Raw genomic sequence first — 20,664 nt, 5'->3', positions numbered from 1 at the left:
CTCAGTAACATTTGCTTTATTTTTGTGCAAAATAAGCCAACTTTAGTTGATAAAATAAACATACCTAGCTTATGCCGCTACGCTTATTCAGCAAACTGACTAATTCTGCCAGACTCCCAGCCGCCATTTTTTCCATGACTTTAGCTCTGTGAACCTCAACAGTTCTTACAGAAACACAGGCTTTATTGGCAATATCGCGGTTGATCAATCCTTGCGCTACCCATTGTGCAATCAACTGCTCTTTGGGTGTCAGACTGGCGTAGCGCAAACTGACCTGATGGCGTGAAACCGCCTGTTCGGAATGTTTCAATGCCTGCTGGAGTGCGTTGATCAAAGGCTGAGTGGCGACGGGTTTTTGCAGGAAATCGATAGCCCCTTGCTTCATTTGCTCAACCGCTAACGGAACATCCCCATGACCGGTAAGAAAAACTACCGCCAGCGTGCTGCCTACTTCACGTAAACGCCGATGAATTTGTGGGCCGTCCAGCACTGGCATACGAATATCCAGCAGTACTACGGCGGTTTGAAACAAATCGGCGTCGTTTAGGAAACTCTGGCCTTGATGCCAGAGACAGACTTTATAGCCCAGACTTTCCAATAAAAAACGACAGGCATCGGTCACGGCCAAATCGTCGTCCACTAAATGTATGACTGACACTAACTTGTTCCTTTTACTGTGGAATGTAGAGGGAAGAACAGTCGAACCTGTGACCCTGCAGCGCCGTTAGCGGCAAGGGCGTTGCTTAACGTCATTTGTCCCCCCTGACTGCCCATCAGCCGTTGGCAAATTACCAAACCTAAACCCAGGCCATCTGGTTTTCCCGATTTGAATGGCATAAATAGCTGATTGAGCTGCGAAGCCGTTAATCCACCACCATCGTCCTGCAAACTGAGTTCTATTCCTTCGGGCGTTTGATTGCCGTTCAGAAACAGTCTCCGCGCACCGGCCTGTAGGCTGTTGGTGAACAGGTTGCAAAATATCTGGTCGAGCAAGGTTGCGGGGAGCATTAGCTGTATTTCAGCCGAAAGTTCAATATTAAGCCTGCTATCAGGATAATGATGTGACGCACCGATAAGTTGCCAAACGTGCTCTGCCACGTCCCTAGGTGCCTGCGGAATACGCGTGGCCGCGGCTGGCGCTTTTTCCACCCAAAGACGCAGGTTGGCGATAATATCCGCTCCTCGCTGCGCCTGCGCGCCGATTTGCTGTAACACCGGTAGCAGCGGATGATCTGGCTGTTCACGTTTTAAACGGATATCACAGCCTTCGGCGTAGTGGCGAATCGCCGAAAGTGGCTGGTTGAGTTCATGAGCAAAGCCGGACGCCATTTCCCCCAAAATACTTAGGCGCTGAGCTTGCTCCAGCGCTGTTTCTCGCTCTCGCAGCTGCAGGTGGGCCAGTTCTAACTGCTGGCTGCGGCGACGCACTAAAAAGGCCACCCAAATATGATTCGCACCCAATAGCAATAATATTGCCGCAATAATCCCGAGCAATAGCCGATTTTGTAGTGCCCAAGAAAGTATCGCCTGCCATAGCTGCGGCTGTTCCGGATGCTGATTTATGGAACGCAACAGAGCTTCGACTTGGCTGGTAGAGGATGGCGCGCCCCATTGAGGCCCCTCGCTGCCCGTTGGTGTGAGCAGTGTCCGCGTCACTCGGTCTGCTAGGGAATCCGGTACCTGCGTCAGCGCGGCAAATGACCAATTGGGGTATAAATCACTGCTGGTCAGACAGGGAACTGTGGTGGGTTTAGCCAGTAACGCCCTGAAATCCGTGGCCTGCAATAATCCTTCGCTTTGCATATCTTCCAGCAAGCAGGTGGGGACTATCGCGGCATCCAGAGCGCCATCTCGTAGCAAATACATCAACGCATCCACCGGGAAGCCGGAAAAGTGCAGCTTAAAATCCTGCTCTGGCCGTAAGCCAGCGTCCCGCAATGCTTTGTAGCCTAAAAGATAACCGCCGAATGCATCGGCTGACACCGCGCCAACCTGTTTACCGCGTAACTCATTCGCTTGAGTGATAGGACTGTCCTGACGCACCAAAATCACGCTGCCAACCACGTTGCGGCTGGCGTTGTCCGGCTCATGGCTGGATCGCAGTGAAACCAGCCAGCGCAGCGGATAGTGGCTATCAATTTGTACGTACTGCGCCGGATTGGTGAGCAGAAAATCCACGCGCCCTTGCTGCACGGCGGTTTTCATCGCTGTGAGATCCAACGGCAACAGGCGAAAAGGCTGGTCGGGCAATCCTTGATTCAGGCTATCCACCAGCGGCTGCCAGCGGTGCAGCGATTGGGCATCGCCGCGTAATGCCAGTACGCCAATCGTCCATTCTTTGCCGTATGCCGCCAGCGAAACACCGTAACACAGCAAGATAATCAACAGGTTTCGCAACGTGTCTTCTCCTTTTTATGACCCAGATCGCCCCAGTGAATTGTCCTGGATCAAGTCCCTAAAGGGAATGTGGAAAACCACAATAGGGCTTCTGTTTGGCAATTTCTACACTCCTCATCATCAACTCGTCACATCTTCCTATCAATTAACCGACGGCGGGTTTGGAGAACACCATGGATCGAGGGAAAAGAGAGTTTCTACAACGATTGGGCGTGCTAACCGCCGGTGCGGCTTTGGTTCCGCTGGCTGATGCCGGTTGGAAACTGGAACCGACCCGTCGCAACGGCAACCCCCAGCGCCGCTACGCCATGCTGATCGATCTGCGTCGCTGTATTGGCTGTCAGGCCTGTACGGTCAGTTGCGCCATTGAAAATCAGTCGCCGCAAGGCCAGTTCCGCACCAGCGTTAACCAGTATCAGATCGCGCTAGAAGGTGAGGGCAGCGTGACTAACGTGCTGCTGCCGCGATTATGCAATCACTGTGATAACCCGCCCTGCGTACCGGTGTGTCCGGTACAGGCAACCTACCAGCGGCAGGATGGCATTGTGGTTATTGATAACACGCGCTGCGTTGGCTGCGCGTACTGTGTGCAGGCCTGCCCGTATGAGGCGCGGTTTATCAATCACAGCACTCAAACGGCGGATAAATGTACTTTCTGCGTACACCGTCTGGAGGCCGGTTTATTGCCTGCCTGTGTGGAATCTTGCGTCGGCGGGGCGCGTATTATTGGCGATTTGCACGATGAAAACAGTGAACTGCGACGGATACTCAAACAGCATGAGGGGGAAATTAAGGTGCTGAAACCGGAGCAAGGTACGCAGCCACAGGTGTTTTACCTCGGTTTAAATGAAGTGTTTACTCGGCCGCTGCAGGGGCAACCGGCGCTGTGGCAGGAGGTTCACCCATGATTCACGAAATTCTGGCGCGTCCGCAGGAAATCAGTTGGTTACCTTGGGCAGTGCAATATTTTTTCTTTATCGGGCTGGCCTGTGGCGCAGTGTTGCTCGGCTGTTGGCAACGCTGGTTCAGGCGAGATAAAGGGCAACCGCTAGAGCGAGCGGCGCTGATGTTGGCTGTCACGGCGGCTATTGTGGCACCGTTGGCCCTGAGTGCGGATTTACATCAGCCGGCGCGTGCCTGGCATTTTTATCCTTATTTTACGCCTTGGTCGTGGATGTCATGGGGTTCGCTGTTTCTGCCGCTGTTTAGCGGGCTGGTGGTGACCTATTTTCTGGCCTTAATCTACGGCCAACGAGTGAACCGACCTTTGACCGGATTATTGCGGTTGTTATCGATTCTGACGGCGTTATCGGCACTTTCGATTCTGATGTATACCGGGCGGGAAGTGTCGGTGCTGCGCGCTCAGCCGCTGTGGTTCACCCTGTGGCTGCCACTGTTTATTTTCCTGACGGCGATGCAGGCGGTGCCTTCGTTGCTGGCTTTGTGGCTGTGGCGTCAGCCGCAGGTTCAGCGGTATCTGGCGCGCTGGCAACTGGTTTCTCTACTGTTTTTGGCGTTGGTGACGTTGCTATGGGCCAGCGGCTCGACGCTTTCTGCTGCGGCGTTACGTCAGTGGGCCAGCGGACACCCATTAACCGCGGCTGCGCCATTATTGATTGGATTGATGCTATTTGGATTGGCATTGCTGAATCTGACACGTCGCTTATCTATCGGTGCGGTTATCCTGCAAAGCCTGCTAGCGATGGTGCTGTGCTGGATGGTGCGTTGGCTATTGCTGATGCAAAGCCAAACCTTACCGAAATATAACGTGCTCACTCATCCTTATCAGTTATCGCTGGGGACTGACGGATTGCTGGCGATTATCGGTACGTTCGGTTTATGGGTGACATTAATTATTGCGCTCCGTGAAGGAGTCAGAAGGTGGGAAGGGAGAGTGCAACATGGCTAAAACAACGCGGCGGCAATGGTTAAAGGGCGGTTTGGCACTGGGCGGATTAGTGGCCTTTGGCGCAGGTTATCACGATGTGGTGCGTAAAACGCTAATTGGGCTGCGGGACGGCAGCGCCGGAAAGCTGACGCGAGACCCAATTAGCGGCAACTCTCTCACGCCGGAAGGTCATGCCGGGCAGGAATGGCAGGCTACGCCGCATCAGGCGGTTTCGATGACACAATGTTTTGGCTGTTGGACGCTGTGCGGGCTACGAGTGCGAGTGGATACGCAGCAAAATCGCATTTTGCGTATTGCAGGTAACCCCTATCACCCGTTGTCTCACGATCACCATTTTCCCTACGGATTACCAGTGAGCGAAGCTTTGCGCCGCATGGGCGGTGAGCAAGGGTTAGCGGACAGATCTACCGCCTGTGCTCGAGGTGCGACGCTGCTGGAAGGTGTTACCAGCCCTTATCGCGTTCTTGAGCCGATGAAACGAGTGGGGGCCCGTGGTGAAGGTAAGTGGCAACGCATTAGTTTCGAACAGTTAGTAAAGGAAGTGACGGAAGGCGGCGATCTGTTTGGGGAAGGGCATGTCGACGGCCTGCGGGCGATTCGCGATCTGGAGACGCCAATCGATCCGGCCCAGCCGTCCTTGGGGCCGAAGGCTAACCAGTTGCTGATGACCAACGCCGGTGACGACGGGCGGGATGCTTTTATCCAGCGCTTTGCCGCCAAAGCCTTTGGGACTAAAAACCTCGGTAGCCACGGTGCTTACTGTGGGCTGGCTTATCGCGCCGGTTCTGGGGCGTTAATGGGGGATTTGGATAAAAATGCTCATGTAAAACCGGATTGGGATAATGTGCGTTTTGCTTTGTTTTTGGGAACCTCTCCGGCGCAATCGGGCAACCCGTTTAAACGGCAAGGTAGACAATTAGCCAATGCACGCCAACGGGACGACTTTAATTACGTGGTCGTGGCTCCCGCGTTGCCGTTGACGACCACGTTGGCGAATCAGCATAACCGTTGGGTGCCCGTGCTACCGGGTAGTGATTCGGCGCTGGTGATGGGAATGATTCGCTGGATTATCGAACAGGAACGTTTTAACGCGCCATATCTAAAAGTACCGGGAGAGGCGGCTATGACTGCCGCTGGAGAGCGTAGTTGGACTAATGCTACCCATTTGGTGATTGTCAGCCCGCAGCACCCGCTGGCCGGTCAGTTTCTGCGGGCGACACATTTGAACGGTGAAATCCTTGCGAAAGGGGAAGAAAGCCCGGTGCTGGTAGCGCAGAGCGATGGGGCGTTAGTGGCGGCACCGGCTGCGATGGACGCCGCGCTCTATGTTAGTCAGAGCGTGACGCTAGCTGACGGGCAACAGGTTGAAGTGCAATCTGGGCTGAGCCTGCTGCGTGAGGCGGCTAATCGTTTTACGCTGGAAGAATACAGCCAGCAGTGCGGTGTACCTGTGGCGACCATCAGCGGGTTAGCGAAAGAATTCACCGCCTATCAGCGTCAGGCGGCGGTGATTTCCCACGGTGGAATGATGAGCGGTAACGGTTTCTATACCACCTGGGCGGTCATGATGCTGAACGCGCTGATTGGTAACCTGAATCTGAAAGGCGGTGTTTCCGTCGGCGGAGGCAAATTTGACGGCTTTGCTGATGGACCGCGCTACCAACTGGCCAGTTTCCCCGGTCAGGTTAAATCTCGCGGTTTGTCATTGTCCCGCAGTAAACAACCTTACGAGAAATCTGAGGAATATCAGAAAAAACTGGCTATCGGTGAACCGCCGTATCCTGCAAAAGGGCCGTGGTATCCCTTTGTGGGCGGGCAGTTAACCGAGCAATTGGCTCCGGCGCTTTCCGGCTATCCTTACCCGCTAAAAGCCTGGATCAGCCATATGACCAATCCGTTGTACGGTGTCGCCGGTTTACGTGGTCTAGTCGAAGATAAGTTGAAAGATCCTAAACAGTTACCGCTGTTTATTGCCATCGATGCATTTATCAATGAAACCACTGCGTTGGCTGATTATATCGTGCCGGATACGCATAATTTTGAAAGTTGGGGATTTAGTGCGCCTTGGGCTGGCGTATGGGTTAAAGCCAGCACTGCCCGCTGGCCGGTGGTGGAATCGCGCACGGCGCGCACTGCCGATGGGCAAGCGGTGGCGATGGAGAGTTTCCTGATCGCCGTTGCCAAAGCGCTGGCTTTGCCCGGTTTTGGTGAAAATGCGATGCAGGATGCACAGGGTATGGGATTACCGCTCGATCGCGCCGAAGATTTTTATCTGCGCGCCGCTGCCAATATCGCCTATCTGGGTGAAAACCCCGTGCCCGCAGCTCAACTGGACGAATTACAACTAACCGGCGTGGCACGTTTACTGCCGGAAATTCAGCGCAGTCTGTCTCCAGATGAGCAAATGCGAGTCGCGTATTTACTGGCGCGAGGCGGGCGTTTTGCGCCGTATGAAAAATCATGGAACGGCGACGCGACCGGGCCGCAGTGGAAGAAACCGCTACATATCTGGAATGAAAATGTGGCTAAACATCGTCATGCCATGACCGGAGAGCGTTATTCTGGTTGCCCGACTTTCTATCCGCCGCGGTTGGCCGATGGCTCCAGTATTCACCAGCATTATCCTGCACAGAATTGGCCATTCAAGCTGATGTCGTTTAAATCACATTTGATGAGCAGCTCTACGCCAATGATTGAGCGCCTGCGGGCAGTCAAAGCCAGTAATCTGGTGGCGATTAATCCGCAGGATGCTAAAGCGCACGGCGTGGCACACGGGGACTGGGTCAAATTGGAAACCCCCGGCGGCAGCATGAAAGCACAGCTCAGTGTATTAGACGGTGTGATGCCCGGAGTTATTGCGATTGAGCACGGTTATGGTCATCGTGAAATGGGCGCGAATCTGCATCAGCTTGACGGCGTGGAAATGGCGAGTGACAGCCGAATCGGCGCAGGAGTTAATCTTAATGACCTCGGATTTACCGATCCTACCCGAGAAGTGCCAAATACTTGGCTAGATTGGGTGAGTGGCGCGGCGGTGCGGCAAGGGCTTCCGGCTAAACTGACGCGATTAGGCTGACATCAGTCTGTTGCTCTGCGTGCGGAACCCCTTCTGGAAAAGAAGGGGTTTTTCTTTTTATGGCGTATTATATACGCAGCAAATTAATCGCCATAAATAGGATAGACAGCGGATGATGCAAGCAGCAAAAATCAGCGTCGGGTTATTGTTCAGTGGCGTCCTGCTCGGTTATGCAGGCGCACACTGGCAGCACAGTTTTTTACTGGTACTGGCCGGCGTCTCAATGCTGGCTGGCATTATAGCCTCTGGTTTCACCGATTGTCGCCACAGCAAAAAACCTTAATTCCGCGCCGTAGAAGGCGATCGGCGCTGTCCGATAAAAGGCGCTACGCTGTGGATGATCATCCCGATAATCACCAGCGTAATTCCCGCCAGTGATAAACCGGTTGGTAATGGCGCCGCCAGCCAGACCATTTCCCCCAGTAAAGCAAACAGCACTTCTCCAGATTGAGTGGCTTCCACCGCCGCTAAACGAGAATAATCCTGTTTGACCAGATTGGTTGCGGCAAAGAACAGCAAAGTGGCAATCACGCCTGAGAACAGCGCCACCAGCAGGGATTGCTCGACTTGCCCCTGAGAGGGCCAGCCGACCTGAAATACCCCAACGGCAGACAGCACAATCCAGAATGGCAGGCTGGCCAGCGTCATATTGAGCACCCGCTGGAGGGTATTCACCTCGCCCTGACAAATAGCCATCATCTTGCGGTTGCCCAGCGGATACATAAAAGCAGCCAATGTAACCGGCAACAAACACCACAGCGTTTGTTGTAAGTTCAACGATTGAGCGTGCTGCCACTGCATTAACCCCACGCCGATCAAAATCAACAGCGACCAGCGCAATCCTTTGAAAGGGATTTTCCCTCGCTGCGTCTGTAACCCCTGTTCCGTGGTAATTTGTTGTTTAAACAGCGGAATCAGCAGTGAGCCGGCAATAATGGTCATTTGCCAGGAACCGGCCACCAGCCAGCCTTCACCATAAGAACCGGCCAGACTCAGTGGCGCGTAAAATAGGCCAAATCCAACGGTGCTCCACAGCAGATAGCCTGACCCGTATTGGCGCAAATGGCTCAGACTTTGCCGCAGTTGCCCACGCATCATTACCAGCAGCCACAGCATGGGAGCCATAAAAATAAACCGCAGCGAGGCACTCCAGATCCAACTGCCGCCGGATAAATCCATGGCTCGATTAAGAATAAAAGTAAAAGCGAAAAAGAACGATGCGGCGAGGCCATAAAATATAGCGCGCATAATTTTCCTTTTTTAAGCTGGCGCCAAAATCCCTCAATAAAATCTGATGATTAACGGAACAGAGTCGCGAGAGTCGATGGCCATCAGGCGGAAAGCGGAACAATAAAACAGAAATATAGATCAACGTCGCTAACGTCAAGTCTCTGATAATTAACCTGCCCCTAAAGATGTGACTGCGGTCAGTTTCGGGTATGATGTGCGCCGCGCGGGTAAATGCTCGTCGCAACCGCAGTCTCGCTGCGTAAAAATCTCTTAGTAACCTCTTCGAAAGACAGGAAAGTACACCATGCCAGTGTTACATAACCGAATTTCTAATGAGGAACTTAAAGCACGGATGTTGGCTGAAACCGAACCCCGTACCACAGTTTCTTTTTATAAATACTTCAATCTGGATGACGCCAAAGCATTCCGTGACAGCCTTTACAGCCAATTTGTGAAATTGGGCGTATTTGGCCGGGTATACGTGGCGAAAGAAGGTATCAACGCGCAAATTAGCGTTCCCGCCAACCGTTATGATGAGTTTAAAGCGGTTTTGTTCGCTTCTCATCCGGCGTTGGATCTGGTTCGCCTGAACGTGGCTCTGGAAGACGACGGAAAGTCCTTCTGGGTGCTGCGAATGAAAGTGCGTGAGCGCATCGTCGCCGACGGTATTGATGACGACAGCTTTAATCCGGCACACGTCGGCCAGTATCTGAAGGCCGATCAGGTTAATCAGATGATTGACGATCCGGATACATTGTTCGTTGATATGCGTAACCACTATGAATATGAAGTGGGGCATTTTGAAAATGCGATAGAAGTTCCGTCCGATACCTTCCGGGAACAGCTGCCGATGGCAGTAGAAATGCTACAGCAAGACAAAGACAAAAATATTGTCATGTATTGCACCGGCGGTATTCGCTGTGAAAAAGCCAGCGCCTATATGTTGCATAACGGCTTCAAAAATATTTATCACGTTGAAGGCGGCATTATTGAGTACGCACGCAAAGCCAAAGAGCAGGGTTTACCGCTGAAATTCGTCGGTAAAAACTTTGTCTTCGACGAGCGCATGGGCGAGCGGATTTCGGATGATGTGATTGCGAACTGTCATCAGTGCGGCACGCCCTGCGATGCTCATACCAACTGTAAAAATGACGGTTGCCACCTGCTGTTTATCCAATGTCCAACCTGCGCCGCCAAATTTGACGGCTGCTGTAGCCAGATTTGTCAGGACGAATTGAAACTTCCCCGTGAAGAACAGCGCGCCCGTCGTGCTGGCCGTGAAAACGGAGTGAAGATTTTTAATAAATCAAAAGGATTATTGCAAACCACTATGCATATTCCTGCGCCTGAAAAATCTGACGACTAAAGCTAAGCTTAAAGGGTTAGTTTCTACCTCAACCCTCTGGCTATATTCGGAAAATTAAGTTTAAGTTGAGAGATCGCTCTGTTATTTTCGATCTCTCACTATTTCTATCATCGTTCTCGATGACGACCTCGATGCAAGGACAGATTATGGTAACGCCGGCAGTCAGCAATAAAGGTTTACGTATTGTCGCCATGTTGGCCATGCTGGTCGTGATTATGGCCGGAATCAAGGCGGCGTCGCCCATCGTGGTACCTTTCCTTTTGGCAGTATTTCTCTCCATTGTGTTGAATCCACTGGTGAGCTTGCTGCAAAAAATCAAAATTCCCCGCACACTGGCGATTGTTCTGTTGGTGGTGGTTATTATTTTGTTGATGTCATTCCTGTTGGGAATGCTCGGTAATTCTTTAAATGAGTTTGCTCGCACATTACCGCAATATCGCGGCATGATGCTGGAAAAAATTCGCGATCTGCACGGTTTTGCCGTGCGTTTCAATATTGATATGTCCGTGGATGACGTAATGAAATACGTCGATCCCGGCGCCGCTATGAATTTCGTCACTCGCTTGATTAGCCATCTTTCCGGCGCGATGACCGGTATTTTCCTGTTGTTGATGACTGTGGTGTTTATGCTGTTTGAAGTTGAGCGCCTGCCGTACAAACTGCAATTAATGTTCGACGATCCGGTAAAAGGCATTGCGGTCTTGCAGCGTGCGGTAAAGGGCGTCACTCACTATCTGGTGATTAAAACGATTATCAGCCTTGCTACGGGGTTGGTGGTTTGGATATTCCTAGCATCAATGAATGTTCGCTTTGCTTTTATCTGGGGTTTGTTGGCATTCGTGCTCAATTACATTCCCAATATTGGCTCGGTGCTGGCGGCTATCCCACCAATTATTCAGGCTTTATTGTTCAATGGCTTTGCCGACGCGCTGGCGGTTACCGGCGGCTTTATTCTGATAAACCTGATTGGTGGAAATATCATCGATCCGCGCATGATGGGACGTGGACTCGGACTTTCTACGTTGGTGGTGTTTCTGTCATTGATCTTCTGGGGATGGTTACTGGGGCCGATAGGGATGCTGCTGTCAGTGCCGTTGACCATCATCGCTAAAATTGCGTTGGAGCTGACGCCAACCGGCCATAAATTTGCTGTATTGCTGGGGGATGGTAAACCAGCAACAGATGAAAGAGAGTCGTAAATCAAACCATCGCAGCGCGATGTGGCTTCAATTTATGCTTCATCGCGCATTTGGGGTAACAAATACGCAAAAAGAATGATTCGGAAAGAGGGATAAACCGTCGTTGGGAAAGGCGTTAAGCGTAGAAAAAGAAGTAGATATCCAGCGCCAGTAAAATCAGCCATAGGCAAATGTAGAACACTAAATGTGCGCGTACGTTGTTGATCAACATCGAAAATAATTTATTGAACATGAATGCCAACGGGCTGCTGAGCTTTGTGATTATTATAGTTATATTTATTATTAAAACAATAAGTTACTACTAAACCCTCAAAGTATATTGCCCAATAGAGTTTCTATTTCATGGTGATCTTCATTAAAAATAAAGGGTGTTCCTTTCCAAAAATAAGGAAAGTGGTAGGTAGGCCTGAGCTCTGACTAAATAACTATAACAAGTGATGTTGGGAAAATAACCCACATTCAACATAAGAATAGTTAATTAATTAAAGTTATCTTCAGTGACGTCTCAATTGTAGATTCCGGCTATATACTCGCCATATTATCGTGCATGGTTAATATTAGCCGGATTTTTAATTCTACTAGTAAGACATTGGTGCCATTAATTTTATCCTAAAGATAATGTTAACCAGTATCTTCGGATGCATTATTGATGGAAATAAAGCCTACCAAGAAATGTGTATCTAAAGAGGTGCTGACTGATGCAGAAAACAGTGAGTCATCTTCAATACAAATATTTAAAAACGTTATAGATAAAGCATAGCTCCAGACGATTCCTAACTTTTATTTTTTCGGTGATATGTCTTTTATGCGAATATACAGTGCTATCGCTGATATTTAGCTTTTTTGCTATGCGATAATTTGGCATTTCTGTCATCCAGTAACACATCACTTTATGTTCTTGCGGACTAAATAAGGACGACTGCGTTGTCCCTTCCTGCCAGCCTTCCTGACTACCCGCATCCTGCAAGTGCGTCAGTGAGTGCAATAAATCGGGTAATCGCCGCTTGGCTAATATTGATACAGACTCCGTTAAAGGTATTGGTGTTTCGCTAAAGGGATAAGATGCATCCAGATAAATATAGACTCTGGCGCGTGTACAGCGGGTAATAAATTCTTCCAGCAATGGACAATGCCCACCGTAGCGACAATATTGGGTTAAATTGACCATTATTACCGCAGGATCGAAACTCTGAATTACCAGCGTTGCTTGCTCAACTGTTGCTACATCCATTAAATTTACAGATGACATGCTATTTAAGTATTTATTTACACCAGAGCGAGTGTAATAACATTCGTCGATGATTAATATTCTCATGGTGTTACATCCTTGTCATACGGGCAACCATACCCGGCCGCAAACGCGAATAAGTTAATCCTCAGGTAGCTTTAGCGTCAATTCGGGATTCGCGATGATAATAGACGGCATTTACGAATGGATAATTATAAATAAGCAGAAAATAGCAGGAATAGCAGCGGGAGAATTGAAGATGAACAGAATAATAAAAAAATGCAGGAAATTCTAAAACTATCAGAATATCCTGCGATAAATAGTCCGATTACGCTAAGACGATCAGTTAAACCGGCTCAAAGAAAAAGGTTTAATATCAATAGGAGACGCCTTATCTTGCGCAAACAGCGCGGCGATTTCGCCCAGAGCCGTCGCGAATTTGAAACCGTGGCCACTTAGCCCGCTAAATACCATAATTCTTTGGCTTTCTGGCAGCGTATCGATAATAAAATCTTCATCAGGACTCATATCGTAAGTGCAGGATGCACCCCTTAAACACACGCCAACGCCGGGCAAATAGTTGCGTAAAAAGCTGAAAACTTCGGTTCCATCTTCGGCAAAACCGCCAAAAGGCTTGCGTTGCTCCGCTGATTCAATGAGCTGTCCACCATTGTGTTTACCGATTTTCAGTTCTTCCTTCTTCGATGGGAAACCATAGTAATGAATGTTATCCGGGGTTTCTACGGTGAAGGCGGGGAAGTGATTTTCTTCGCTGTAACGTCCGTCTGCGTGATGCCAGGCAAAGACTTTACGCACGGCGGTGATGGGTAGCGTAGGAAGCAATTTTGTCACCCAGGTGCCAGCGGTTACCACGACTTTCTTACCGCGGTAGGTACCATCGATAGTCACCACATCCACGCCGTTATCATCAGGATGAATAGCCGAAACCGGACAGTTGAATAGAATCCCGCAGCCCGCGGCGGTGACTTCTTTAATCAGGGTGGATATGGCCAAATCAGATTGCAGATAGCCTGATTTCGGCTCAAATACGCCGACATAGTCGTCAGGGACGGTGAAAAGCGGCCATTTTTGCTTGACTTCGCTACCGTTCATGATCTGAACTGGCAAATCGTACTGGCGGGCACTTTCCTGCACGTTTTTCAGGAATTCGGAGTCTTGTGGCCCCAGGTTAATCACGCCGCAGGCATGAAACAGCTCCGCGCCAGTCGCTGCGGACAGGTCATCCCACAAGGTTTGCGCACGAAGAATCAGCGGCACATATTTCTCTCCTTCGCCATAAGCATGACGAATCAGTCGAGTGTCGCCGTGGTGACTACCGGATTGATGTGGCGGCATACCGCTGTCGATCATCAGAACCTTTAATCCAGCCTGCGCCGCGTAATAACCCGCAGCTGAGCCAACGGAACCGCTGCCAACCACAATCAAATCATATTCCATGCTCTGGGACTCCAGGAAAATAGCGTATATGCCTGATGAACCTTCAGGCCATCGTAGAACGGCAGGCTACGCCAGGGTAATAATTATGTGTATTAGTAATAACATGAGTAGAAGACTATCTAAAGGGGCGAAACGAGCGTGAGGGCGGGAGTGGCGAATAAAAAGGCACCTGATGAAGACTCATCGGTGCCCTGGGGTTTTGCTTTGATATAACTAGTGTTTTCGGTGGTCAATGTCTACATAATCCGTTGATTCGATCTTAGCAATGCCTGCTTCTAGAATATTAATTAATTGGCGTGCTACATCGGTGGTCAGCCACAGTGTTCTATCGACTAAGGCGTTCTCTGTGGGTTGATCCACGGAAGACAGGTAATGAAGACGAATCATCATGGCATTGTACGCGTCTACAGTGCTGATATCCCAGCCTACGAGCGGGTGAGTCTGAATAACTTCATCATTTCTGTCCATATAGACCCCTTGTTAAGTAGTAACTAATTGAAGTAACTAATGAGGATCAATGCGGCTCATAATTGAGTGAGCTTTTTCAGTATACGCAACTAGATATTTATTTGGTGAATAACACAACATCTTTACAAATTTGTTTAATAACGCTGAGAAAATGCACAATAACGCGATTCAGCTTCAATATGGGAATAGAAAGAAAGAGGACAAGGGGTGGGGAAAAAATAATCAAGGAAAATGATGTGAGGACAAAAAAGCCGAGGAGCGACTCCCCGGCAAAACAGCATGACAATGAGTTATTCTGCGTCAAACCAATCGTCGGCGCTTTCCCAAATTTCTTGCAATATTTCAGAGATCCGATCTTTATCGGTTTTGGCTCCGCCAAGTACTGAAAGATCGTTAGCTCCGGCATAACGAACCCTAACGGTCGTATCCGGGAATTGAGCATTGAGCCTTTTAGTTAGCTCCCCGGTCAGGGCTTCAATTGCGCCTGCGGGTAACGGGTTTTTTCTATCAATGCTGACTTCAACACGCATGTTTCATCCTCCGAATATTGATACTGTATATTTATACAGTTAAATGTAACGTCCGACAAGAGGGAGAATGAAAAATGAGAAAAATAAGGGAAGAGAATAACGCTTCCCTTTGAAAGAAATTAGCTTTTTACTGACCAATTCAGCGTTTGGCCTGCCAGATAAGGCACGATAGATTCGTGACCAAGCGAAATTTCTTCCGGCTGGGTGAAGGGCTGGCGCACTAACTCAACAAAATCCTCATTGACTGGCAAACCATAGAAACGCGGTCCGTTCAATGAACAGAAGGCTTCAAAATGCTGTAAAGCATCCATTTCTTCAAACACGGTAGCGTAGGACGGCAACGCCGATGGGGCATTAAATACGCCCGCGCAGCCACAGGAAGACTCTTTACGGTGTTTGGCATGTGGCGCTGAGTCGGTTCCTAGGAAGAAACGCTCGCTGCCGCTGGCAACGGCCTGACGCAGAGCCTGCTGGTGGGTGCCACGTTTCAGGATTGGCAAGCAGAACAGGTGGGGGCGAATACCCCCAACCAACATGTGGTTGCGGTTAAACATCAAATGCTGTGGCGTGATGGTCGCGGCAAGAAAATCATTGCCCGCGAGCACATAATCAGCCGCATCTTTGGTGGTGATATGCTCGAAAACGATTTTTAGCGCAGGGAATTTCCGGCGGATAGGCTCCAGAATCTGATCGATAAAGCGGGCCTCTCGGTCGAAGATATCGACATCTGCATCGGTGACTTCTCCGTGAATCAACAGCGGCATGCCTAATTTCTGCATCTGCTCGAACAGCGGATAAATCCCTAAAATATCGGACACACCGTGGGTTGAGTTAGTGGTGGCATTGGCAGGGTACAGTTTGGCTGCGGTAAATACACCTTGCTCGAAACCTGCGGTTAGCTCTTTCTCGGTTAACTGGTTGGTCAGATAACACGTCATCAGCGGAGTGAATGTTTGGCCTTTAGGCACCGCCGCCAAAATACGTTCCCGATAAGCAATGGCGCTGCTAACGGTGGTGATGGGAGTTGCCAGATTTGGCATCACTATCGCCCGGCCAAATACCTCACTGGTATAAGGGAGAACCCTGGCTAACATGTCGTCGTCACGCAAGTGGATGTGCCAATCGTCAGGGCGGCGAATTTTCAGGGTTTGGGATTGTGCAGTCATTTGGCTAGCTCCACTTTGATGATGAGAGTTTCGAGGTTTTTTTGCTGGTACGGGAGTGTTTCCGGCGGGGTGTAAGGATAAGCGGAAAGTGTGATAGATGCATCTGATTGTTCGGGTTAAGTTGAAAACAATTAGAAAAAGGCATCTTATAGAGACAGGTATTGTGTCAGTGAATTCGATGTAATAAACAGTTATCGGTCGTCAGGCCGACAGAATGTTGAAACAGGAGAGGGCAAAATGGAAGTTCGCGTAATCGCCAGTTTAGTGGCAAAACCAGAGTTTATTGAAGATGTTAAGGCTATTGTGCACCAGATTATTGAGCCAAGCCGTGCCGAAGGTGGCAATCTGCAATACGATCTTCATGCGGAAATCGGTCAGCCGGGTACCTTTGTGTTCTTTGAGCGTTGGGCCTCCGATGATGCGCTGCAAAAGCACAATAAAACCGCTCATTTCCAGGCATTTGTCGGCCAGTTAGATGGCAAATTGGATAATCTGGATATTAAAACGCTGAAACAGATTGCCTGATTGAATCGGGTTAGTACTAAGAAATTACGGTTTTCAGTCGTAAAAAAACCCGCCGTTTGGCGGGTTTTGTCGTTCAGGTGCTTGCTGTCAGTTACTTGACTGGCTGAGGCTTGGTAGCCGGTGCCGTAGCCTTGTTCACTGCCGCGTGGGCGCCCGCAGAGCCTTTACCTGCAAAGTCAAACGCAGGGCGTTGCCATTCACTGTGAGCTGACGCTTGCGTAGCCTGAGTTGGGGCAGAAGCCGGTGCTTTGGTCATCGGAGCGAAGGCATGATGTTTAAAGCGCACGCCTTCCGGATGAACAACCGCTTCGGTCACTAAGGTAGCGGCCACTTCAACGGCTTTCGCTGCTTCAACTACCGGTGTTTCCGCCGCGTCTTCAGTCGCAGTAACTTCAGCAGCAACGATTTCTGCCACATTCTCTTCTACCACAGCTTCTGCTGCTGGCACGGTTTCTTCAACTGCGTCAGTTTCGCTAGCACTGGTTTCGGTATGAGCTTCAAACGGTGCTTCAACAGCGACTTCTTTCGCTACGATTTCTTCAACCGCAGGTTGAGCAGTCACTTCTGGCTCGGACACCTCTGGCTTAACAACCGCTTCCGCTGCTGGCTGGTTAACCGGAGTTTCGGCTACTGTTTCAGCTTTCGTCGTTTCAACGCTAGCCGTTGCAACTTCAACGGTTTTAACTTCAGCAGTTTCGACTACAGGCGTCTCAACTACAGGCGTCTCAACGACTGGAGCAGCAACAGGCGCACGGCCCGGTACGGCAGCAGCTGATGAAGATGAACCACCTGGCTGATGTTTGTAAGCCGCTGGCGCTGGCGCTACCGCTTCAACCGGTTTTTCAGCTTTAGGCGCTTCAATGACCGCAGGTTCAGCGACAATGGCTGGTACCGCCACGATTTGTTCAATCGCTGGCGCTGCAGCAACCGAATTCGCCTGACCGGTGGTGACTGCCGGTACTGTGATGACAGCAGGCGCTTCAGCCGTTTGGGTATTCACGTTTTCTGCGATATTTTCCGCTGCTGGCTCAGCAACTTGCTGTTCCTGCGGTAGTGCAACCGGATAACGAATAAACACCTTGCCTGACGCCATTTCCGGAGAGGCAAACGCCCCGGCCAGTGGCATAGCAGATTGGGTTGGGTAACGTTCGTCACGATAGCGACGACGACGCTGACCACTGACACGCAGGTGACGTGGTGAACGGCGTGAACGACGCGGCATACCATTCTCGTTATTGGCAGAACGATCGTTACCGTTGTCTTCATCCGCGGCTGGCGCTAACAGTTTTACTTCTTCCTGTGCAACCGGAGCGGCGTTTTGCTCGGCGATTTTAGCCACAGGAGCCGTTTCAGTGGCGGTATCCGCAGGGTTCAGTTCATCATTAGCCGATTGAATACGTACTTTTTGATTCAATTGACGGCGCTGACGACGTTGCATCACCTGTTGGCGTTCTTCCTGCTCAGGCTGTGCTTCTTCTACCAGAGTTACCGCTGCAACGCTTTCAACCACTTCAGCCGCTTTCACTTCCTGCGGATTCTGGCGTTGACGACGTTGACGATCGCCACGTTCACGACGCGGTTGCTGTTCTTCCCGTGGCGCTTTGTCGTTGTCGCGATTTTCTACCGTAGCTTCAACCGCGGTATTTTGCTGGTTTGAACGACGGTTACGGCGCTGATCTTCACGACCTTCACGGTTGTCACGATTATCGCGGTTAGCATCCCGGTTGCCGCTGTCACGCGTGTTTTCACGAGTATTTTCGCGACCTTCACGCGGCGTGCGGTCACCGCGATCTTTGCGGCCATTGTTCTGGCGGCGCGGATTACGACGATCCTGACGACGATTATCAGTATTTTCGGTTTTTTCGACGACTGCCGGTTGCACTTCCGCTTCAACTGGCGCGGCGAACAGGCTTTTCAGGCCGCTAATCAAGCGACTGAATAGACCTGGCTGTGCTGCACTGACGGCTGTTTTTGCTGGCTGCGCCGCCGGTTTGGCCGCTGCCACAGGTTCAGCTTCCGGTGGGACTTCCGTTGGCAGAGAGAAGGTCGCCAGCGCCGGTTGTTCCGGACGTTTGCGTTCCATTGGCGCTTCTTCCAATGGTTGAGCCATCTCTTCTTCATGCAGTTTCGGCAGCAGATAGCTCAGGGTCGGAACTTCTTCACCTTTACGCACGCGCAGCACTGAGTAATGCGGAGTTTGCATCTGGTCGTTAGGTACGATAACTGCACGCACGCCGCCCTGACGTTTCTCAATGGCATTAACCGATTCACGCTTTTCATTCAGCAGATAAGAGGCAATCTGTACTGGAACGATAGCGTGAACTTCATGGGTATTCTCTTTCAGCGCTTCTTCTTCAATCAGACGAAGAATCGACAGTGACAGAGATTCGTTGTCACGTACGGTGCCGGTGCCGCTACAGCGCGGGCAGACGTGGTGGCTGGATTCACCCAGTGACGGACTAAGGCGCTGACGGGACATTTCCAGTAGACCGAAGCGAGAAATTCGGCCGATCTGAATGCGTGCGCGGTCTTGACGAACGGCGTCACGCAGACGGTTTTCTACTTCACGCTGATGGCGAACCGGCGTCATATCGATAAAGTCGATAACGATCAGGCCGCCGAGGTCACGCAGACGCAATTGGCGAGCAATTTCGTCCGCCGCTTCCAGGTTGGTATTGAACGCCGTTTCTTCGATGTCGCCGCCGCGAGTCGCGCGTGCGGAGTTGATATCAATCGCGGTCAACGCTTCGGTGGTATCAATAACGATAGAACCGCCGGAAGGCAAACGCACTTCGCGCTGGAACGCAGATTCAATTTGAGATTCGATCTGATAGTGGCTGAATAACGGGATTTCGCCACTGTACAATTTGATTTTGCTGCTGAAATCCGGGCGACCCAGAGCGGCAATATGCTCTTTGGCCAGATCGAGAATTTTGGGATTGTCGATCAGGATTTCGCCGATGTCCGGGCGCAGGTAATCGCGGAAGGCACGCACGATAACGTTGCTTTCCTGATGAATCAGGAACGGAGCAGGGCGGCCTTCGGCGGCTTTTTTTATCGCATCCCAGTGTTTCAGGCGGAATGACAAGTCCCATTGCAGCGCGTCGGCAGATTTGCCTACGCCAGCCGTACGGACAATCAGACCCATGCCGTCAGGTAACTGGAGTGAAGACAGGGCTTCTTTTAGTTCAGTACGGTCATCACCTTCGATGCGGCGAGAAATACCACCGGCACGCGGGTTATTAGGCATCAGAACTAAATAGCTGCCAGCCAGACTGATAAATGTGGTTAAGGCTGCGCCTTTATTACCACGTTCTTCTTTATCAACCTGAACAATAACTTCCTGGCCTTCGCGCAATACATCTTTGATGTTTGGACGGCCATGAGAGGAATAATTACTTGGGAAGTACTCGCGAGAGATTTCTTTTAAAGGAAGGAAACCATGTCTTTCTGCACCGTAATCAACAAAAGCGGCTTCCAGACTTGGCTCAATTCGGGTGATTTTACCTTTGTATATATTCGCTTTTTTTTGCTCATGCCCCGGACTTTCAATATCCAGATCATAAAGCCGCTGTCCATCTACAAGGGCAACACGCAACTCTTCCTGCTGAGTTGCGTTAATCAACATTCTTTTCATCTTAACTTACTCGTTATTTTTACATTGGCGTTAGAACTGCGGGCAAAATAACCTCATGGCCGGATAAACCGATGACCCCGAGTCTTCTAGCAAAGCCGTCAACCTCACGGTTGTCGCCTGCATAGGGGCGCATTATCTCGGTAAGCCTGTGTTTCTTTCTGAAAAACAGCGCTTTTAGTAGAGGGCAGCTTCTGAATTTATGACAACAGATCTGATCCCATTTGCCGGCCAAGCTGCAACCCGCAGCCCGCTAATTGCTTGATTTCACATTACGTCTTACGCCATTGCTGCGTTTTTGTGCGATCAGGCAAACTTATTATTCCACAAGTTCCTTGATCTAACGAGAATCAACGCGGAATTAACTGCATTATTCCATTGCTGATACTGATATAGCAAGGTGACTTTAGCTGTCTAAGTAAAGATTATTTTACTGTGCTCACAGTGTTGGCGAGTATTGTTGTGTTATTAAACAAAA

17 protein-coding genes are annotated in these 20,664 nt (G+C 50.3%); 7 read left to right on the top strand and 10 right to left on the bottom strand.

What is annotated here, in order from left to right:
- Positions 1-64 precede the first annotated feature (64 nt).
- Positions 65-658: a tetrathionate respiration response regulator TtrR gene (gene ttrR, locus AD970_RS00815; RefSeq protein WP_049596446.1), complete on the bottom strand. Its 594-nt coding sequence runs from the start codon at positions 656-658 to the stop codon at positions 65-67.
- Entirely contained in the window at positions 658-2,397 is a 1,740-nt protein-coding gene (gene ttrS, locus AD970_RS00810; RefSeq protein ID WP_049596445.1) for a tetrathionate respiration histidine kinase TtrS, read from the bottom strand. The genes ttrR and ttrS overlap by 1 nt, the downstream gene beginning before the upstream one ends.
- A 173-nt stretch (positions 2,398-2,570) precedes the next feature.
- Here ttrS and ttrB point away from each other — a divergent pair, with 173 nt between their 5' ends.
- From ttrB to AD970_RS19475, 4 genes are all read left to right on the top strand, one after another.
- On the top strand, positions 2,571-3,305 hold the full coding sequence (ttrB, locus tag AD970_RS00805; RefSeq protein WP_049596444.1) for a tetrathionate reductase subunit TtrB: 735 nt from the start codon (positions 2,571-2,573) through the stop codon (positions 3,303-3,305).
- Entirely contained in the window at positions 3,302-4,306 is a 1,005-nt protein-coding gene (ttrC, locus tag AD970_RS00800; RefSeq protein ID WP_049596443.1) for a tetrathionate reductase subunit TtrC, read from the top strand. The genes ttrB and ttrC overlap by 4 nt, the downstream gene beginning before the upstream one ends.
- A complete protein-coding gene (ttrA, locus tag AD970_RS00795; protein WP_049596442.1) occupies positions 4,299-7,382 on the top strand; it encodes a tetrathionate reductase subunit TtrA in 3,084 nt (1,027 codons plus the stop codon). The genes ttrC and ttrA overlap by 8 nt, the downstream gene beginning before the upstream one ends.
- Positions 7,383-7,494: 112 nt before the next feature.
- On the top strand, positions 7,495-7,665 hold the full coding sequence (locus AD970_RS19475; protein ID WP_157045408.1) for a hypothetical protein: 171 nt from the start codon (positions 7,495-7,497) through the stop codon (positions 7,663-7,665).
- Here AD970_RS19475 and AD970_RS00785 read toward each other — a convergent pair.
- Positions 7,662-8,630, bottom strand: a complete 969-nt coding sequence (locus tag AD970_RS00785; RefSeq protein ID WP_049596441.1) for a DMT family transporter — start codon at positions 8,628-8,630, stop codon at positions 7,662-7,664. The genes AD970_RS19475 and AD970_RS00785 overlap by 4 nt on opposite strands.
- 286 nt (positions 8,631-8,916) lie before the next feature.
- On the opposite strand from AD970_RS00785, the gene trhO reads away from it, so the two are divergent.
- Together trhO and AD970_RS00775 are read left to right on the top strand one after the other, a co-directional pair.
- Positions 8,917-9,978, top strand: coding sequence for an oxygen-dependent tRNA uridine(34) hydroxylase TrhO (trhO, locus tag AD970_RS00780; RefSeq protein WP_049596440.1), 1,062 nt, complete (start codon positions 8,917-8,919; stop codon positions 9,976-9,978).
- A gap of 146 nt (positions 9,979-10,124) precedes the next feature.
- Entirely contained in the window at positions 10,125-11,177 is a 1,053-nt protein-coding gene (locus AD970_RS00775; RefSeq protein ID WP_049596439.1) for an AI-2E family transporter, read from the top strand.
- A 115-nt stretch (positions 11,178-11,292) separates the two neighbouring features.
- Here AD970_RS00775 and AD970_RS18595 read toward each other — a convergent pair whose 3' ends face one another.
- From AD970_RS18595 to pyrC, 6 genes are all read right to left on the bottom strand, one after another.
- Complete coding sequence (locus AD970_RS18595; RefSeq protein ID WP_049596438.1) at positions 11,293-11,409, bottom strand: DUF2770 family protein; 117 nt, start codon at positions 11,407-11,409, stop codon at positions 11,293-11,295.
- A 489-nt stretch (positions 11,410-11,898) separates the two neighbouring features.
- On the bottom strand, positions 11,899-12,492 hold the full coding sequence (locus AD970_RS00765) for a LuxR C-terminal-related transcriptional regulator (protein WP_049596437.1): 594 nt from the start codon (positions 12,490-12,492) through the stop codon (positions 11,899-11,901).
- A gap of 255 nt (positions 12,493-12,747) precedes the next feature.
- Complete coding sequence (gene solA, locus AD970_RS00760; protein ID WP_049596436.1) at positions 12,748-13,863, bottom strand: N-methyl-L-tryptophan oxidase; 1,116 nt, start codon at positions 13,861-13,863, stop codon at positions 12,748-12,750.
- A gap of 213 nt (positions 13,864-14,076) precedes the next feature.
- Entirely contained in the window at positions 14,077-14,331 is a 255-nt protein-coding gene (gene bssS, locus AD970_RS00755; protein ID WP_049596435.1) for a biofilm formation regulator BssS, read from the bottom strand.
- A 290-nt stretch (positions 14,332-14,621) separates the two neighbouring features.
- Positions 14,622-14,861 carry a DNA damage-inducible protein I gene (gene dinI / locus AD970_RS00750; protein ID WP_049596434.1) on the bottom strand — a complete coding sequence of 80 codons (240 nt, stop codon included), beginning with the start codon at positions 14,859-14,861 and terminating at the stop codon, positions 14,622-14,624.
- A gap of 119 nt (positions 14,862-14,980) precedes the next feature.
- Positions 14,981-16,027: a dihydroorotase gene (gene pyrC, locus AD970_RS00745; protein WP_049596433.1), complete on the bottom strand. Its 1,047-nt coding sequence runs from the start codon at positions 16,025-16,027 to the stop codon at positions 14,981-14,983.
- A gap of 237 nt (positions 16,028-16,264) precedes the next feature.
- On the opposite strand from pyrC, the gene AD970_RS00740 reads away from it, so the two are divergent.
- A complete protein-coding gene (locus AD970_RS00740) occupies positions 16,265-16,552 on the top strand; it encodes a putative quinol monooxygenase (protein ID WP_049596432.1) in 288 nt (95 codons plus the stop codon).
- Positions 16,553-16,643: 91 nt separating this feature from the next.
- On the opposite strand, the gene rne is transcribed toward AD970_RS00740, so the two are convergent.
- Entirely contained in the window at positions 16,644-20,189 is a 3,546-nt protein-coding gene (rne, locus tag AD970_RS00735) for a ribonuclease E (RefSeq protein WP_049596431.1), read from the bottom strand.
- Positions 20,190-20,664 lie beyond the last annotated feature (475 nt).

The organism is Yersinia nurmii (genome assembly GCF_001112925.1).
Taxonomy (GTDB): domain Bacteria; phylum Pseudomonadota; class Gammaproteobacteria; order Enterobacterales; family Enterobacteriaceae; genus Yersinia; species Yersinia nurmii.
This window is presented reverse-complemented; position numbering and strand designations above follow the sequence as displayed.

Excerpts from the sequence above, each read along its gene's own strand:
- ttrB (WP_049596444.1), top strand. The coding sequence starts at position 2,571 with ATGGATCGAGGGAAAAGAGAGTTTCTACAACGATTGGGCGTGCTAACC.
- ttrC (WP_049596443.1), top strand. The coding sequence starts at position 3,302 with ATGATTCACGAAATTCTGGCGCGTCCGCAGGAAATCAGTTGGTTACCT.
- ttrA (WP_049596442.1), top strand. The coding sequence starts at position 4,299 with ATGGCTAAAACAACGCGGCGGCAATGGTTAAAGGGCGGTTTGGCACTG.
- AD970_RS19475 (WP_157045408.1), top strand. The coding sequence starts at position 7,495 with ATGATGCAAGCAGCAAAAATCAGCGTCGGGTTATTGTTCAGTGGCGTC.
- AD970_RS00785 (WP_049596441.1), bottom strand. The coding sequence starts at position 8,630 with ATGCGCGCTATATTTTATGGCCTCGCCGCATCGTTCTTTTTCGCTTTT.
- trhO (WP_049596440.1), top strand. The coding sequence starts at position 8,917 with ATGCCAGTGTTACATAACCGAATTTCTAATGAGGAACTTAAAGCACGG.
- AD970_RS00775 (WP_049596439.1), top strand. The coding sequence starts at position 10,125 with ATGGTAACGCCGGCAGTCAGCAATAAAGGTTTACGTATTGTCGCCATG.
- AD970_RS18595 (WP_049596438.1), bottom strand. The coding sequence starts at position 11,409 with ATGTTCAATAAATTATTTTCGATGTTGATCAACAACGTACGCGCACAT.
- AD970_RS00765 (WP_049596437.1), bottom strand. The coding sequence starts at position 12,492 with ATGAGAATATTAATCATCGACGAATGTTATTACACTCGCTCTGGTGTA.
- solA (WP_049596436.1), bottom strand. The coding sequence starts at position 13,863 with ATGGAATATGATTTGATTGTGGTTGGCAGCGGTTCCGTTGGCTCAGCT.
- bssS (WP_049596435.1), bottom strand. The coding sequence starts at position 14,331 with ATGGACAGAAATGATGAAGTTATTCAGACTCACCCGCTCGTAGGCTGG.
- dinI (WP_049596434.1), bottom strand. The coding sequence starts at position 14,861 with ATGCGTGTTGAAGTCAGCATTGATAGAAAAAACCCGTTACCCGCAGGC.
- pyrC (WP_049596433.1), bottom strand. The coding sequence starts at position 16,027 with ATGACTGCACAATCCCAAACCCTGAAAATTCGCCGCCCTGACGATTGG.
- AD970_RS00740 (WP_049596432.1), top strand. The coding sequence starts at position 16,265 with ATGGAAGTTCGCGTAATCGCCAGTTTAGTGGCAAAACCAGAGTTTATT.
- rne (WP_049596431.1), bottom strand. The coding sequence starts at position 20,189 with ATGAAAAGAATGTTGATTAACGCAACTCAGCAGGAAGAGTTGCGTGTT.